Annotated in this window: 9 protein-coding genes; 2 read left to right on the forward strand and 7 right to left on the reverse strand. The window is 74.0% G+C overall.

Going from position 1 to position 16,592, the window contains the following annotated elements; translation table 11 throughout:
- Window positions 1-116: 116 nt before the first annotated feature.
- The gene (locus tag ACIQ1J_RS33500) at window positions 117-368 is read right to left on the reverse strand and encodes a helix-turn-helix domain-containing protein (protein ID WP_210961557.1); all 252 of its coding nucleotides are present in this window, start codon (window positions 366-368) and stop codon (window positions 117-119) included.
- 78 nt (window positions 369-446) lie between these two features.
- On the opposite strand from ACIQ1J_RS33500, the gene map reads away from it, so the two are divergent.
- Entirely contained in the window at window positions 447-1,223 is a 777-nt protein-coding gene (gene map / locus ACIQ1J_RS33505) for a type I methionyl aminopeptidase (protein WP_403562875.1), read from the forward strand.
- Between the two features lie 131 nt (window positions 1,224-1,354).
- Window positions 1,355-3,883, forward strand: coding sequence for an ATP-dependent Clp protease ATP-binding subunit (locus tag ACIQ1J_RS33510; protein WP_403562877.1), 2,529 nt, complete (start codon window positions 1,355-1,357; stop codon window positions 3,881-3,883).
- 185 nt (window positions 3,884-4,068) lie between these two features.
- On the opposite strand, the gene ggt is transcribed toward ACIQ1J_RS33510, so the two are convergent.
- The 6 genes from ggt to ACIQ1J_RS33540 form a co-directional block, all read right to left on the reverse strand.
- Window positions 4,069-5,871, reverse strand: coding sequence for a gamma-glutamyltransferase (gene ggt / locus ACIQ1J_RS33515; protein WP_403562879.1), 1,803 nt, complete (start codon window positions 5,869-5,871; stop codon window positions 4,069-4,071).
- Window positions 5,872-6,152: 281 nt separating this feature from the next.
- Entirely contained in the window at window positions 6,153-8,288 is a 2,136-nt protein-coding gene (locus ACIQ1J_RS33520; protein ID WP_403562881.1) for an ABC transporter transmembrane domain-containing protein, read from the reverse strand.
- Window positions 8,285-9,979 (reverse strand): ABC transporter transmembrane domain-containing protein, encoded by a 1,695-nt coding sequence (locus ACIQ1J_RS33525; RefSeq protein ID WP_403562883.1) that lies wholly within the window; start codon window positions 9,977-9,979, stop codon window positions 8,285-8,287. The genes ACIQ1J_RS33520 and ACIQ1J_RS33525 overlap by 4 nt, the downstream gene beginning before the upstream one ends.
- On the reverse strand, window positions 9,976-11,577 hold the full coding sequence (locus ACIQ1J_RS33530; RefSeq protein WP_403562885.1) for an AMP-binding protein: 1,602 nt from the start codon (window positions 11,575-11,577) through the stop codon (window positions 9,976-9,978). Before ACIQ1J_RS33530 ends, ACIQ1J_RS33525 begins: the two co-directional genes overlap by 4 nt.
- A gap of 37 nt (window positions 11,578-11,614) precedes the next feature.
- On the reverse strand, window positions 11,615-13,456 hold the full coding sequence (locus ACIQ1J_RS33535) for a condensation domain-containing protein (RefSeq protein WP_403562887.1): 1,842 nt from the start codon (window positions 13,454-13,456) through the stop codon (window positions 11,615-11,617).
- Window positions 13,453-15,186, reverse strand: coding sequence for a carbamoyltransferase (locus ACIQ1J_RS33540; protein ID WP_403562889.1), 1,734 nt, complete (start codon window positions 15,184-15,186; stop codon window positions 13,453-13,455). Before ACIQ1J_RS33540 ends, ACIQ1J_RS33535 begins: the two co-directional genes overlap by 4 nt.
- Between the last annotated feature and the right edge of the window lie 1,406 nt (window positions 15,187-16,592).

Raw genomic sequence — 16,592 nt, forward strand, 5'->3', positions numbered from 1 at the left:
CCCGCCCCACTGGAGGACTCCGGCCCGGTCCATCCGGTCCATCGGTCACGTAGGGAACACCAGCCGTGTTACGACGCCGCTACGAAGAGTTTTCGGGGAGTGTCGTCACACCACCCTCACACCGGCGCCAGTGCGCACAGTCCCGCCAGCTCGTCCATGGACAGCCCCAGCGCACGGGCCAGCGCGGCCACCGTGAAGAACGCCGGGGTCGGCGCGCGACCGGTCTCGATCTTGCGCAGGGTCTCGGCGGAGACGCCCGCCTCGGCCGCGACCGCCGTCATACTCCGGTCGCCGCGGGCGGCACGCAGCAGCCGTCCGAGCCGCTCGCCGCGTTCACGCTCTTCGGGGGTCAGGGGGGTGCGTACCATGCCGTCATTCTAATACCGGCTTCCCGTACCGGACCGGGGCGAGTCGAGACCAATTCAAATACCGGTATAGTAATTGGCATGGTGGAACTGAAGACAGACACGTCGATCGATGCCATGCACGAGGCCGGCCAGGTCGTCGCACGCGCCCTGACCGCTGTGCGGCAGGCCGCGGACGTGGGGGTGACCCTGCTGGAGCTGGACGCGGTCGCGCACGAGGTGCTGCGGGAGGCGGGGGCGGAGTCACCGTTCCTCGGCTACCGGCCCTCCTTCGCCCCGACGCCCTTCCCGGCCGTCATCTGCGCCTCCGTGAACGACGCGATCGTGCACGGCATCCCGGACGGCTGCCGGTTGCGCGACGGCGACCTCGTCTCCATCGACTGCGGCGCGATCCTGGGGGGCTGGGCCGGCGACTCGGCGGTCAGCTTCACCGTGGGCACCCCGCGGGCGGCGGACGTGACGCTGATCGAGTCCGCGGAGCGGGCCCTCGCGGCGGGCATCGACGCGGCCGTCGTCGGCAACCGCATCGGCGACATCGCGCACGCCATCGGCTCGGTGTGCCGGACGGCCGGCTACGGGATCATGGAGGACTTCGGCGGCCACGGCATCGGCCGGCACATGCACGAGGACCCCGGGGTCCCCAACGAGGGCCGGCCGGGACGCGGACTGCCCCTGCGCCACGGCATGGTCATCGCCATCGAACCCATGCTGATCGGCGGCGGCCGGGACGACTACCACTGCGCGCCGGACGGCTGGACCCTGCGCACGAACGACGGCTCCCGGGCGGCGCACGTGGAGCACACGGTGGCGATCACGGAGGCCGGTCCGCGCGTCCTGACCTCGCGGGACGGCCTCTGAGGCGGTCCGGGGGCCGGGGTCGCCGCACATGCCCGCAGGAACAGAACGTGTCATGTTGGGCATGAGCGCACCCCGCCCGGGTTACCCGGCCCCGGCACGTCGATCAGCGAAGCAGCGGAGGACCGGAAACGATGAGCAGCGGCTTCATGGGCCCGGAGGGTGACCCGTTCGCGGAATTCCTGGCACGCTTCTTCGGCGGGCCCAGGCCGAGGCAGATCGACATCGGGCGGCTGCTCAGCCAGCCCGCCCGGGAACTGGTGCGGGGCGCGGCCCAGTACGCCGCGGAGCACGGCAGCCGGGACCTGGACACCGAGCACCTGTTGCGGGCCGCGCTCGCCAGCGAGCCGACCCGGGGCCTGCTCAGCCGGGCCGGTGCCGACCCCGACGCGATGGCGTCGCAGATCGACGAGCGGACCGGCCCGGTGCAGCACCCGCCGGGCGAGGTCCCGCCGCCGACGTCGCTCTCCCTGACCCCGGCCGTCAAGCGCGCCCTGCTGGACGCGCACGAGCTGGCCCGGTCGACCGGCACCGGGTACATCGGCCCGGAGCACGTGCTCAGCGCCCTCGCCGCCAACCCCGACTCGGCCGCCGGGCACATCCTGAACGCGGCCCGGTTCGCACCCTCGGGTCTGCCGACGGAGTCGCCGGACGCCGCGAAGGGCCGCGCGGAGGGGCCGCGGTCCACGAACACGCCGACCCTGGACAAGTACGGCCGCGACCTCACCGACCTGGCCCAGCAGGGCCGGATCGACCCGGTGATCGGGCGTGAGGAGGAGATCGAGCAGACCGTGGAGGTGCTCTCCCGCCGCGGCAAGAACAACCCGGTGCTGATCGGTGACGCCGGCGTCGGCAAGACCGCCGTCGTGGAGGGGCTGGCCCAGCGCATCACCGACGGCGACGTGCCCGACATCCTGGTCGGACGCCGGTTGGTCGCGCTGGACCTGACCGGCGTGGTCGCCGGCACCCGCTACCGGGGCGACTTCGAGGAGCGGATGAACAACATCGTGGGCGAGATCCGCGCCCACTCCGACCAGCTGATCATCTTCATCGACGAGCTGCACACCGTCGTCGGCGCGGGCGGTGGCGGTGAGAGCGGCTCGATGGACGCCGGGAACATCCTCAAGCCGGCCCTGGCCCGCGGCGAGCTGCACATCGTGGGCGCCACCACGCTGGAGGAGTACCGCAGGATCGAGAAGGACGCGGCGCTCGCCCGCCGCTTCCAGCCGATCCTGGTGCCCGAACCCACCACCGCGGACGCGATCGAGATCCTGCGCGGCCTGCGCGACCGCTACGAGGCCCACCACCAGGTCCGCTACACCGACGAGGCGCTGGTGGCGGCCGTGGAGATGTCCGACCGCTACCTCACCGACCGCAGGCTGCCGGACAAGGCCATCGACCTGATCGACCAGGCCGGCGCCCGGGTGCGGCTGCGGGCCCGCACCAAGGGCACGGACGTACGCGCCATGGAGCGCGAGGTCGACCAGCTGATCCGGGACAAGGACCAGGCGGTCACGGACGAGCAGTACGAGCAGGCCATGCAGCTGCGGGACCGGATCACCGAGCTGAAGCAGCGGATCACCGAGGCCGACGGCGGTGACGAGGCCGACGAGGGCCTGAACCTGGTGGTCGGCACCGAGTCAATCGCCGAAGTGGTGTCCCGGCAGACCGGCATCCCGGTCAGCAGCCTCACCCAGGAGGAGAAGGACCGCCTGCTGGGCCTGGAGTCCCACCTGCACGAACGGGTCGTCGGCCAGGACGAGGCCGTACGGGTCGTATCCGACGCCGTACTCCGCTCCCGCGCCGGACTCTCCAGCCCCGGCCGGCCCATCGGCAGCTTCCTCTTCCTCGGCCCGACCGGCGTCGGCAAGACCGAACTGGCACGGGCGCTGGCGGAGGCGCTGTTCGGCAGCGAGGACCGGATGGTGCGGCTCGACATGAGCGAGTACCAGGAGCGCCACACGGTCAGCCGCCTGGTCGGCGCCCCGCCCGGTTACGTCGGGCACGAGGAGGCCGGTCAGCTCACCGAGGTGGTGCGCCGTCACCCGTACTCGCTGCTCCTGCTGGACGAGGTGGAGAAGGCGCACCCGGACGTCTTCAACGTCCTCCTCCAGGTGCTCGACGACGGGCGCCTGACCGACTCCCAGGGCCGTACGGTGGACTTCACCAACACGGTCGTCGTGATGACCAGCAACCTGGGCTCCGACGTGATCACCCGGCGCGGCGCGGGCATCGGCTTCGGCGCCGGTGGCGCGGAGGCGGACGAGGAGGCCCGGCGCGAGCAGGTGCTGCGCCCGCTGCGCGAGCACTTCCGGCCCGAGTTCCTCAACCGCATCGACGAGATCGTCGTCTTCCGCCAGCTCAGCGGCGAGCAGCTGCGGCAGATCACCAGCCTGCTCCTCGAGCAGACCCGCCGGATGGTGCACGCGCAGGGCATCACCGCCGACTTCACCGACGCGGCCGTGGACTGGCTCGCCGAACGCGGCTACCAGCCCGAGTACGGCGCCCGTCCGCTGCGCCGCACCATCCAGCGCGAGGTCGACAACGAACTGTCCCGCCTGCTGCTGGACGGCCGCATCGCGGAGGGCGGCCGGGTGACGGTCGACGTCGAGGACGGACGGCTGGCGTTCCGGACGCCGCAGCAGCCCTTCCCCGAACTGTGAGGCCCCGGGGGTGCCGTTCGGATCCTGCCTCGGTCGCGGGGTCCGGCACGCACATCCGCGGCGTTGTCGTCGGCTGCCAGGGCTCCGCCCCGCCTTCCTCCGCCTTGCAGCCGCACGCACCAGACCCCGCTCGGGTCAGCCGCAGCGCACCGTTGCCCGGAGCCGGCTGATCCGAACGACACCCCTTAGCGCACCGGCTCGACGACCATCGCCGAGCCGCCGCCGCGCCGTTCCTTCTCGGCGGCGGCCAGCCACTTGCCGTCCGGCAGCCGCTGCACGCCGGTCGCCGCGCCGATCTCGGGGTTGCGCTTGAAGGAGTGCCCGAGGGCCTCCAGCTCTTCCCGCACGCCGCTGTCGTGGAGACCGGGTTCGAGTTCGGTCTGGGCGGCGTTGCGCTGGCTGGCGCGCGGGGCGGCGATCGCGTCGACGAGCGGGAGACCGCGGTCGATGACGCCGGTGAGTGTCTGGAGCACGGTGGTGATGATGGTGGCGCCGCCGGGTGAACCGACCGCGACGACCGGCTTGTGGTGCTGGTCCAGCACGATCGTCGGCGCGATCGACGACCGCGGCCGCTTGCCGGGGCCCGGCAGGTTCGGGTCGTGGACGGCCGGGTTGGCCGGGGCGAAGGAGAAGTCCGTCAGCTCGTTGTTGAGCAGGAAGCCGCGGTCGGGCACGGTGATGCCGCTGCCGCCGGTCTGCTCGATGGTGAGCGTGTAGGCGACGACGTTCCCCCACTTGTCGGCCGCCGTCAGGTGCGTGGTGTTCTCCCCCTCGTACGTCGTCGGCGCGGCCGTGCCGCCGGCCGCGCAGGGGGCGGGATGCCGCGGGTTGCCCGGAGCGAGGGGGCTGGTGAGCGCCGCGTCGTCCTTGATCAGGCACTCGCGCGAGTCGGCGTACCGCTGGGACAGCAGTTCCCTCTTCGGTACGTCCTCGAAGGCCGGGTCGCCGACCCAGCGTCCCCGGTCGGCGAAGGCGATGCGGCTCGCTTCGATGAAGCGGTGCAGGTAGCGGGCCTTGCTCGCCTTGGAGAGGTCGGTCCGTTCCAGGATGTTGAGGGCCTCGCCGACCGTGGTGCCGCCGGAGGAGGAGGGCGCGATGGAGTAGACGTTCAGGCCGCGGTACGAGGTCCTGGTCGGCGCCTGGAGCTTGGTCTCGTAGGCCGCGAGGTCCTTCGCGGACAGGTCGCCGGGGCGGGCGTTCCAGCCGGAGTCCGGGTCGACGGGGGGCTCGTTGACGGTGGCGACGATGTCCTCACCGAGTTCGCCGTGGTAGATCGCGCCGACGCCCTCGCGGGCCAGCTCCTTGTACGTGCGCGCCAGGTCCGGGTTCTTGAACGTGGAGCCGACGACCGGCAGTTCACCGCCCGGCAGGAACAGCTCGGCGGTGTCCGGGAAGTAGCGGAAACGCTGCTCGTTGGCGGCGGTCTGGGAGCGGAAGGTGTCGTCGACGGTGAAGCCGTGCCGGGCCAGGTGCTCGGCGGGCCGCAGCACGGAGCCGAGCTTGCGGCTGCCCCACTTGTCGAGAGCGGTCTGCCAGGTGGCGGGTGTGCCCGGGGTGCCGACGGCGAGGCCGCTGCTGACGGCTTCGGCGAACGGGACCGGCGCGCCGTCCGCCGTGAAGAGGTTCTCGTCGGCGGTCAGCGGCGCGGTCTCACGGCCGTCGATGGTGCGCACCGTGCGGGACTTGGCGTCGTAGTAGACGAAGTAGCCGCCTCCGCCGATGCCGGCGGAGTAGGGCTCGGTGACACCCAGGGCGGCCGCGGTGGCCACGGCCGCGTCGACGGCGTTGCCGCCCTTGCGCAGTATCTCGATGCCGGCGGCGGAGGCGTCCGGGTCGACGCTGGCGACCGCGCCGCCGTAGCCGACGGCGACCGGGGTCTTCGGCGCGGCGGGTCTGCTCTGGGCGGTGGGTGGCGCCGCCGCCCCCACCGACACCACGGCGGCCGAGACCGCCAGGACCGTCAGTTTCCGTGCGACAGGGCGACGCATCCGCACCTCCAGGGAAGGGCCGTTCGGGCAGCTTAGTTGATCGACATGGTCGCGTCAGGAGCGCGTTCGCCCCGGCCTCTCGAACACCGGTACGCCGATGCCCGCTGGCGTGCGCGCCCATGACCGACGACGTACGCAACTTCGTCCTTGGCGTGGTCGCGGCGGGCATCAGCGCCGCGCTGGGCCGGTTCGCCCGCCCCGCCGCCTCCGAACCCGCGGTCCACCGCTTCGCGGCGGCCTTCTCCAGCCACATGCGTTCGTCGTCGGCACGCGACCCGGCGTCAGCCGGCGGTACCCGGCCCTCCGGACCGGCGTCCCTCCTCACCTGGGGTCGTGCTCGGGGACGGGGCGGGGTCGAGGGTGTCGGAGTGGGTGGTCTGCCAGGAGTGCCAGAGGGATGCGTAGGCGCCGTCCGTCGCCAGGAGCCGGTCGTGGCTGCCGAGTTCGACGATCCGGCCGCGGTCCATGACCGCGATGCGGTCGGCGTCGCGGACCGAGTGCAGGCGGTGCACGATGGAGATCACCGTGCGGCCCTCGATCAGCGCCGCGAGTGAGCGTTCGACGCGGCGAGAGGCGGTGGAGTCCAGGAGGGCCGTGGCCTCGTCCAGGACCAGCGCGTGCGGGTCGGACAGCAGCAGCCGGGCCAGGGCCAGTTGCTGGGCGGCCGACGGGGACACGGGTGCGGCACCGGGGCCGATCTCGCTGTCGAGGCCGTCGGGGAGGGCGCGTGCCCAGTCCGTCAGCAGGACGGTGTCCAGGGCCTCCCACAGCCGCTCGTCCGGCGGGGCCTCCTCGCGGGCCAGCGTGAGGTTGTCCCGTACGGTGCCGGTGAAGACGTGCTGCTCCTGAGTGACCAGGACGATCTGGCGTCGCAGTTGGCCCACCGGCAGGTCGGCGACGTCGGCGCCGCCGATGCGTACGGTGCCGCGCGTCGGGTGGTGCACGCCGGCCAGCAGCTTGCCCAGGGTGGACTTGCCCGCACCCGAGGCGCCGACCACGACCAGGCGCTCGCCGGGGACGATGTCGAGGTCGATGCCGGACAGAACCTCGCGGCCGGGGTCGTAGCCGAAGCCGACGCCCTCCAGCCGGATGGTGTGGCCGTCGGTGGCCGCCGGCGGCCGGGGCTTCTCGTGCGGGAGCCGGTCCACGCCGAGGATCCGGCGGAGGGCCGCGTTGCCGATCTGCAGTTCGTCGGTCCAGGTGAGCAGGTCGTTGAGAGGCTCGCCGAGGGCCTGCACGTACAGCACGACGGCGGTGAGCGCGCCCAGTCCCACCGCGCCGCGCTGGTAGGCGAGCCCGCCGATCAACAGGGTCAGCGCCATGGGCACCATCGTGGCGAGGTCCAGGCTGGGGAACCAGATGGTCTGCAGCCAGGTCGTTCGCTGCCGGGTGCGTACCACCTGGTCGACGGCCGCGTCGTGGCGCCGCACCTGGCGGGGGCCGAGTCCGAGGGCCTCGACGGTGGCGGCGCCCCGGGCGGTCTCGTGCGTGACGGCGAGGACGTCGGCCTCCTGGGCGAGCAGCCGCTCGTAGGCGCGGGTGGCGCGCGGCCGGTACCACCAGGTCGACAGGACGGCGAACGGCACCCCGGCCAGCAGCCCCAGCGCGAGCAGGGGCGCGGTCAGCAGGATCGCCGCGGCGGTGAACACCAGGGTGACGGCGGCCAGGGCGATGCGCGGGACGGCCTGCCGGATGCTCTCGTTGAGCCGGTCGGCGTCGGTGGTGGCCCGGCTGAGCAGGTCGCCGGTGCCGACGCTCTCCACCTCCGACAGCGGCAGCCGCAGGACCCGGCGGACGAAGTTCTCCCGCGTACGGGCCAGGACTCGCTCGCCGAGCAGGGTGGCCTGGGTACGGGCGGCGCGGGCGAGGAGCGCGTGGCAGAACAGGATCGCGACGAAGGCCAGGGCCAGCACGTCGACCCGCCCGGTGGTGGTGCCCGCCTTGACGGACTCGACCAGGTGGCCGAGGAGCCGGGGCCCGACGAGGCCCGCCACCAGGGCGGCGGCGAACAGCGCGAAGGTGAGGAGCAGCCGGGCGGCCTCGCCGCGGAGGAACGCGCCGACCCAGGTGCGGACGTCGGCCCGGTCGGCGAGGGGCAGGCGCCCCGGGTGGCGGGCTGCGCCGGGCTCGCCGGTGGCGCCGGGCTCCCCGACGTGGCCGGGCACGTCGGCGGGGCCGGGCACGTCGGCGGGGCCGGGCGCGTCGGCAGGGTCGGGCGCGTCGGCGGGGTCGGGCGCGTCGGCGGGGCCGGTGGCCGGGGCGGTGGGGCCGGGCACGTCGGCGGGGCCGGGCGCGTCGGCGGGGCCGGGCGCGTCGGCGGGGCCGGGCGCGTCGGCGGGGCCGGGCGCGTCGGCGGGGCCGGGCGCGTCGGCGGGGCCGGTGGCCGGGGCGGTGGGGTGAGCGGGGGGAGTCGTCACGAGGGCACTCCTGCGGAGCGGTCGGTACTGCCGGGGACTCGGTCCGCGTCGAGGCGGATCTCTCGGTCGGCGACGCCGTGCCACAGCGGGCTGTCGCTGAACACGACGGTGGTCCGCCCCGCGCGCAGCGCGGCCACCCGCTCGACCACCCGGGCCTCGGTGTGGGCGTCGACGGAGGAGGTCGGGTCCTCCAGCACCAGGACGTCGGGGACCGCGAGCAGGGCGCGCGCGAGGACGAGGCGCTGGCGCTGGCCACCGGAGAACGTCCGGCCGCCCTCGTCCACCCGGGTGTCCAGCCCCGCGGGCAGGGCCTCGACCACGTCGGCGGCGTCGGCGGCGTACAGGGCGCGGTCCAGCTCTCCCGGGGAGCGGGCGGTCCGGGCGGTCAGCTCCTCTCGGAGCGTGCCGCTGAACAGGGCGTCGGCGGGCCCCGACCGCAGGACCCGGGAGCGCAGTTCGGCCGGGTCGACCCGGCTGAGGGGCACACCGCCGAGCAGGACGGCCGGGGTGCCGTCCCCGGAGCCGGCAGGAAAGACGAGCCGGTCGGCGAGGTCCCCGGTGCGGTCCGCGGGAGCGGTGACCACGGTGAGCCGGCCCGCCTCGGCGGTGACGCCGGTGTGCGGGTCGGCCAGCGCCAGCGGCCCGGGCGGCAGCGGCTCGGGGTGGATGGGCCGGGTGACGGCCGGGGTGAGGCTCAGCAGGGTGCAGACCCGGCCGGCGGCGACCTTGGCCAGGCTCATCGTCTCCGCGGCCTCGGTCGCGGTGCTCACCGGCAGCGTGAGGAAGGCGGAGGCCCCGTAGAACGCGACCAGTTCACCGACGGTGATGGTGCCCTCGAGTGCGAGGCGCGCACCGAGCCAGACGATGCCGACGGTGACGAGTCCGGGCAGGAGGACACCCGCGGCCTGCAGCCACGCCTCCATCCGGCCGGCCGACTCACCGGCGCGCCGCACCTCCTGACTGGTGTGGCGGAAGCGTTCGGCGAAGCCGGCCTCGCCGCCGATGCCGCGCAGGATCCGCAGGCCGGCGACGATGTCCCCGGCCTGCGAGGTGGCGACCCCCATGTGCTCGCGCTGGGCCTCGTCGCGTTCCTGGAGGGGCCGCAGCAGCGGTCCGATGCCGAGGACGGCCGCGGGGACACCGATGAGTACGGCGAGCCCGAGGACGGGCGAGGTCGTGGTGAGGGCCACGGCCACGAGGACGGCGGCGAACACCGCGCCGATGGTGCGCCCGACGACCTCGAAGGCGTTGCCGATGCTTTCGACGTCGGCGGCGGCCGAGGCGGCCACGTCGCCGGAGCGGGCCTTGCCGCGCAGGGTCGCGCCCAGTCGGACCACGTGGCGCACCAGCACGCGGTGGGTGTACGACAGGGCGTGCGCCTCGGCGCTCACGGCGGCCTGGATGAGCCCGGCGCCGGCGAGTGCCTGGAGGACGCCGAGGGCCAGTGCCGTCAGCGACCACAGGTACAGGCCGCCCTGGCCGGCGCCCCGGCCCGCCTCGTCGATGGCCCGCCCGATGACGAGCGGGACCAGCGCGAGGGGCACCATCCAGACGGTGCCGAGCACGGCGCTGAGGAGCAGCGGCCACGGCCGGATGCGCACCAGCCACCACAGGTAGGACCAGGGACCGCGGGTGTCCGCCTCGGGTACGGCTGCGGGCGCCACCGACGCGTCGAAGAGCCGATTGGTCACAGGTACCGGTCCCGGGTGGCCGCGCGGTCGACCTTTCCGGTGCGGGTGTGCGCCAGCTCGGGCACCGCGACGATCCGGTCGGGGACGAGGTGGTGCGGCACTGTGGCGCGCAGCCGTGCGCGCAGCGCGGCGGGGTCGGGGGCGGCGGTGCCTTCGGTGACGAGGGCTGTGGCGCCGGGTGCGGGGCCGTCGTCGGGGGACGCGGCGGGGGCGGGGGCGAGAACCACGAAGACGACCAGGACGGTGTGTTCGCCCTTGCTGTGGGGCGCGGCGGCGACCGCGGTCACACCGGGGAGCCGGCCGATGGCCTCCTCGACGTCCAGCAGGTCCACGCGGTGGCCGCGGATCTTGACCTGGTGGTCGACACGGCCGTGGAAGACCAGGTTGCCGTCGGCGGCCTCGTGGACCAGGTCGCCGGTGCGGTACCAGCGGGCCGGGCCGCCGCCGAGGTCCGCCTCGACGAAGCGGGCGGCGGTACGAGCCGGGTCGTCGAGATAGCCGGTGGCCAACTGGTGGCCGGCGACGAACAGTTCGCCGGGGCCGTCGGGATCGTCCGGGCGGGGCACCACCGCCTGCCGTACGGACGGCAGCGGGCGGCCGATCGGGACGCCCTCGGTGAACGGGCGACCGCCGACCGGCGGTTCGGTGTCCCGGTGCTCGGTGCCGGCGGCTTCGGCCCCCGGGCCGGCGAGGACGGCGCTGTGGGTCACGAGGGCGGTCTCGGTGGAGCCGTAGGTGTTGAGCAGCTGGACGCCGTCCGCGCCGAGGCGGTGCCAGCGCTCCAGCATGCCCGGGCGTACCGCCTCACCGCCGATGACCACGGTCTCGACGCTGCCGGGGAGCTTCCGGCCGGTCTCCAGCAGGTGGCCGGTGTGGACGTGCCAGTAGTCGACGGGCAGGTTGACCAGGGTGACCTCGTGCTCGGTGAGGACCCGGTCGAGGTCCGCCTCGGCGTCCCCGTCCAGGACGACCAGGCCGCCCGTCAGCAGCGGCGGCAGGATCTCCTCCAGGCTGGTGTCACCGTCCACGCGGGTGAAGTTGAGCGACACCGTGCCCGGACCGACCCCGTACCGCTCGATCAGGTGGGGCAGTACGGCGTGCAGGGCGCGGTGGGGCACCGCCACGGCCTTGGGGGCGCCGGTCGAGCCCGAGGTGAACAGCACGTAGGCGGGGTCGGCGTCCTCCACCGGCCGGCCGCCGTGCCGGACCGGGGCCCGGGAGGGGCTCCAGCGGGGGCGCAGGACGCGGTCGACGGCGGGAAGCGGGCCGGTGTCGGCGGTGGCCATCAGCTCCCGGGAGCCGAGGGCGCGCAGGGCGTCGTCCGCTCGGCCGGCGTCCTCGCCGGGCACCGCCACGTAGCCACGGCCGGCCGCGAGGATGCCGAGTATCGAGGCGATGTCCCGGACGCTGTGGTGGGCGACGACGGCCACGGGCGGGTGCGGTCCCGGTGTGCGGGTGGTGACGAGGTCGGCCACCATTCCTGCCCAGGAGGCCAGTTGTCCGTATCCGACGGTCATTCCGTTGTCGATGACCGCCGGCCGCTCGGGGTGCGAGCGAGCGATGGCGAAGAAGGGATCGAGCACGCTGGGCAGGGTCATGGCAGGTGTCTTCTTCTCTAGTCCGTCCGAGGGGTGGTCAGCTGTTCGCCGCCCCGGCCTCGCCGGGCTCCGCCGCCCCGCGTCCCACCGCGTCGAGCAGAGCGGTGAGGGCGGCACGGTGGCGGGCGGCGAGGCCGTGCACGGTCGCCTCGTCGTGCAGGGCCGTGGAGTACCACCATTCGGCGCGCAGCACGTCGTCGTCGGTCGTGGCGATCACCTCGATGAGGTGGGGCCGTGTCCAGAGCGGGGCGGTGATGTCGCCGACGGACTCCGGTGCCACGTCCGGCAGCAGGGTGCGCAGCGGCAGTGCGTCGGCGTCGTCGCCCTCGAAGTCGAAGGAGACGTCGCTGGGCGGGGCGGCGCGCAGGGCGGCCGCGATGCGGGGCCGGCCATGGCGGCTGAGCACGCCGAACCCCACTCCCCCGCCGGGCAGGGCCGCGAGGTGGCCGACGGTCCGGGCGAGCCGTTCGCCCGCGGTGCCGGGTGAGAGGTCCAGGCGGACGGGCACGGTGGTGGTGAACCAGCCGGTCGTACGGGCGAGGTGCGAGTCGCCGACGGCCTCCTCGCGACCGTGCCGCAGGACGTCCATCCGGACGGCCGGCTCCTCGAGCCACCCGGCCAGCGCCTCGCCCAGGGCGTGGAGGACCAGGTCCCCCGGGTGGGCACGGTGGGCGCGGGCCGCCGCGTGGAGGCGGGCGGTGAGTTCCGGTGGGAAGTCCTCCCGGTACGTGGCGGCGGTGCGGGCGGTGTTCACGGCCCGGGGGTCGGCGACGGCGTGGTCCAGGGGCACGGTCGCGGGGGTACGGACCACGTCCGTCCACCACTGGGCCTCTGCCTCGGCCTCGGGCGTACGGGCGTGCTCGGTGAGCGCCCGGGCCCATTCGGGGTACGACGTGCCCTCGGCGCACCGGGCGTCGGTACGGCCGGCTTCCAGCGCCGTGTACAGCTCCTCCAGGTCCTCCAGGAGGACGGACCAGGAGACCATGTCGAACGCGAGCTGGTGGACGACGATCAGCAGCCGCCCCGGCCGGGCCGGGCCCGCGTCGAAGCGGACGAACCGGGCCACCGGGCCGGTCCCTGGGTCGAGGGCGCGCTGTTCGACCGCGCAGCGCAGGGTGATCGCGGCCGGCAGGTCGGCGTCGGCGAGTTCGGAGATGTCGACCGTGTCCAGCACCGGGCCCAGGGCGGCGCCGGGCGGGCCGTCCGGCGCGACGGCGGCCACCTGCTGGCGCGGCCTCCGCGCAGGCGGAGCCACGACGGTGAGGCGTAGCGAGGCGTGTCCGGCGACCAGGCGGCGCACGGCTTCGGCGAACAGCTCTCCGTCGAGCCCCGGCCGGGTGATGAAGAGCAGGGCCTGGTTCCAGTGGCCCCGGTCGCCGCTCTGCTCCTCCCAGGCTTGCTCCTGTGGTGGAGTGAGGGCGACCGGGCCGTGGGCCGCGCCGGGCGGTGCCGTGTCGGCGGTGTGCCGCCGGGCAGCGCGTTCGGCGACGAGCGCGGCCAGGCGGGCGGTGGTCATCGTCGGGACGGCCAGCTCCCGCAGCTGAACTCGTACGCCGAAGGCGGCCTCGACGCGGCGGGCGGTGCGGATGAGGTCGAGGGAGTCCACTCCCAGGTCGAGCAGTGGGGCCGACAGGTCGGCCTCCGGTGTGAGCACGGTGTCGCCGAGCCAGGCCTCCAGCCGGGCCCGTATCACCTCGACGGCCGGGGAGACCGGACCGGGGCCCGCACCGGGACCGGCACCGGGACCGGCGTCCGGGACGCCTGCGTCCGTGTGGTCGGTGACCGGGTGGTCGGCGGCGTCGGTGCCCGCGGCCGGGCCGGGGGGCGCGGGCGACTCCATGTCCGTGCCGGTGGGGCCTGGGCGGGTGGGGGCGGTCATGTGCCGGCCTCGCCGACGGAGCCGTCGGGACGGCGCACCAGGAACGGCCCGAGGGCCAGCGCGTCCATCGGCAGCCGGTGGAAGGTGGCGAGGGCGTCGCGCGGGCTGCAGACCACCGGTTCGTCGCGCCCGTTGAAGGAGGTGTTCAGGACCACCGGGGTGCCGGTGTGCTCGCCGACCTCGCCGATGAGCCGGTGGTAGAGGGGATCGACCTCGGCGGAGACGGTCTGCGGCCGCGTGGTGCGGTCGCTGTGGACCACGGCAGGCATGACGGCGGCGCCGGCCTCGGTGACCGGAGTGGTGACGATCATGTACGGGAGCGGGGTCGTCGTACCGATGAGTGCCTCGGCCACCTCCTCCTGCATGCTCGGGGCGAACGGCCGCCACGCCTCACGGTCCTTGATGCGCACGTTCACCCGGTCGCGGGTCCCGTCCGGGTTCGGCACGGCCACCATGCTGCGGTGGCCGAGGGCACGGGGGCCGCCCTCGGCCCTGCCCTGGAACCAGCCGGCGACACCGCCGGCGGCCAGGACGTCCGCGGTCGCGGCGGCGATGTCCGCCGGCTCGGTGTAGGAGGTGCCGGACGCTTCCAGGAGGCGCCGGAGCGCGTCGGCGTCCCACTGCGGGCCCCAGGCCACCGAGCCCTCCATGGGCCGGACACGGTCGCCCTCCCGGGCCGCGCACCAGACCGCCGCGCCCAGCGAAACGCCCTGGTCGCCGGCGAGGGGCTGGACAAAGAGGTCCTGAACCTCGGGCATGCGCATGAGCTTGCCGTTGAGCGTTGCGTTGAAGCCGACGCCGCCCGCGACGAGCAGGGTGGTCTCGCCGCTCTCCCGGAGCAGGCCGCGGACGAGCGCCGTGACCGCGCGCTCGAGGGCCGCCTGGGCGGTGGCCGCGATGTCGCGGTACTCGAACGGGTCCCGGTCGGTGACCTTGGTGTAGCGCCCCACTCGGGGGTCGAAGCGGTGGGCGGAGCGGTTGGGGGCGTCCGGCAGCACATTCTCCAGGTGCCGCAGCCAGTGCCGTATGGTGGCCGTCTCCTCGTCGGTGCTGCCGGTGGAACGCAGGTCGGGCGGCACGACGTGGACGGTGAAGTCCTCGTCCGTGAAGTCGAGGGCGCCGCCGAAGGTCAGGTCCTGAGGGGTGCCGTACGAGGCCAGGCCCATCATCTTGCCCGCGGCGTCGGCGCCGAGGCCGGCGTACTCGCAGACCGCCGCGTAGAAGTAGCCCAGTGACCAGCCGGGCGTCTGGCTGCGCAGGGTCTTGATCTCGCCGTCGATGCCGACGGCGAGCGTGGTGCTCACGTCCTCGCCCTGCCCGTCCAGGACCAGGATCGCGCCGCGGTCCCGCCCGGAGAGGTGGTATGCGCTGGCGGCGTGGGCGACGTGGTGGTTGACGAATGTCAGGCGCGGGTCGCGGGAGCGCGGGAACAGCGCCTTGGGCAACAGGTGTTCCAGTGCGTCGGCGTCGTCGGCGAACCAGTCCAGACCGCGGTCGCCGAAGAGCCTGGGCAGGTCCCATCCGTGGGCGACGACGTCGATGTCGTCCAGGGTGCAGCCGCCCTCCGCGAGGCAGTGCGCGGCGGCGTTGAGGGGCGCCTCTCCGTAGGCGTGCTTGTTCCGGGTGAAGCGTTCCTCCTCGGCGAGGGCTACGACTTCCCCGTCCACGACGAGGCAGGCGGCACCATCGTGGCTGGCCCCGGGCCAGCCGTTGACTCCGAGCACACGCATGGTCAGTCCCCAATGGTCGGTCGGGATCACGCGGTGCACCCCGCGCCTCGTGGGCGCGGGGTGCAACCGGTCACGTGGACCGATCTTGTCGACCCGGGGAGTTGTACACGACCTTCGACGTTGTGCGGAGATCGGCGGCGAAGATGGCGGAGGCCGCCTTCAGTACCTCGTTCGCGCGCCGCAGCTCCTCGACCTCGCCGCGCAACCTGTGCAGTTCGACCCGTTCGTCGCAGGTCAGGGCACCGGCGGCCCAACCAGGTGCGGAGCCGCCGGGCGCCGGGGCGCCGTGATCCCGCCAACCGGGGTCAGGGCCGCGCCCCGTGCCCCAACCCGGGGCACGATCGGCGGCACGGTCGCGGTGGTTTTCCGTACCACGGTCCGTTGTCCGGTCCGGAGTTCGTTCCGTTGTCCGGTCCGAAGCACGTTCCGTTGTCCGGTCCGAAGCACGTTCCGTTGTCCGGTCCGAAGCACGTTCCGTTCTCCGGTTTGGGGCGCGGCCGGCGACGCGGTCCGTCGCCCGGTCCAGTGCTCGGTCCGCGGGCCGGTCCGGGCCACGACCGGGGCCGCGGTGCGGGGCGTGGTCCGTCCCCCTGACCGCGTCCCGTCCCGGTCCCGGGTCCGGGACCGGGACCGGGACCGGGACCGGGTGGTGCCCCGGGCCTCCCGGGGCACCACCCGGGCCTCCCGGCGCGGGCGGGCGGTGAAGGGCACGCGGCGGGCCCTGATGAGACTCCCGTTCCGCTCCGCCCGGCCGCCGCTGTCTCAGTACGTCGCGGGCCTCCAGCTCGCTGCTGACACTGTGCCAGCGACGCGACCACACCTCCTCGTCCCCACCGCACGCGGCCACATAGGCCAGGGTCACCTTCAGCGAGGGTCTGTGCATCCCCCGTGCGGCCTCGGCGAGGGTGGCCACGGAGTAGTGCGCCCGTTTCGCCATGGTGCGGTACGACGGGTTTCCGGCCCGTCTCCGTAGAACGCGCAAGTCGTGTGCAAACGCCTCCAGTGGTCCCGCAGTTGGGTCCAGTAACCGCTCCGGCCTGGGCATACTTCCCCCTGGTACTCCGTTGTCCCGACGAGGCACAGGTCCCGCGGGCCGTACAACCGTGGTCAGCGGCGTCCGGTTCCGACGGCACGATCAGCCGAAGGTTGCCAACCTCCCGCCAGGGAGACCTTCGCACCGATCTGCGGTCATTGGTACATGCCAGTGACATACACATCAACTCGTCCATCGACGATTCAGGCCAGCGGACGCAGCCGGTCACACGGCTCGCGAGCCCGTCTCCCCGCCCTCTTCCTACCCCGGCCCGCGGCTGCCGCTACGCGCCGTACGGCCGCAGTTGTACAGGGGCACTCACCGTTCGCGCCCCGTACAACTTCCCCTCGTGTACAACCTCTCACGCTCTGCA

The sequence above is a fragment of the Streptomyces sp. NPDC097107 genome, from assembly GCF_044762405.1.
GTDB classification, from domain to species: Bacteria; Actinomycetota; Actinomycetes; order Streptomycetales; family Streptomycetaceae; genus Streptomyces; species Streptomyces thinghirensis.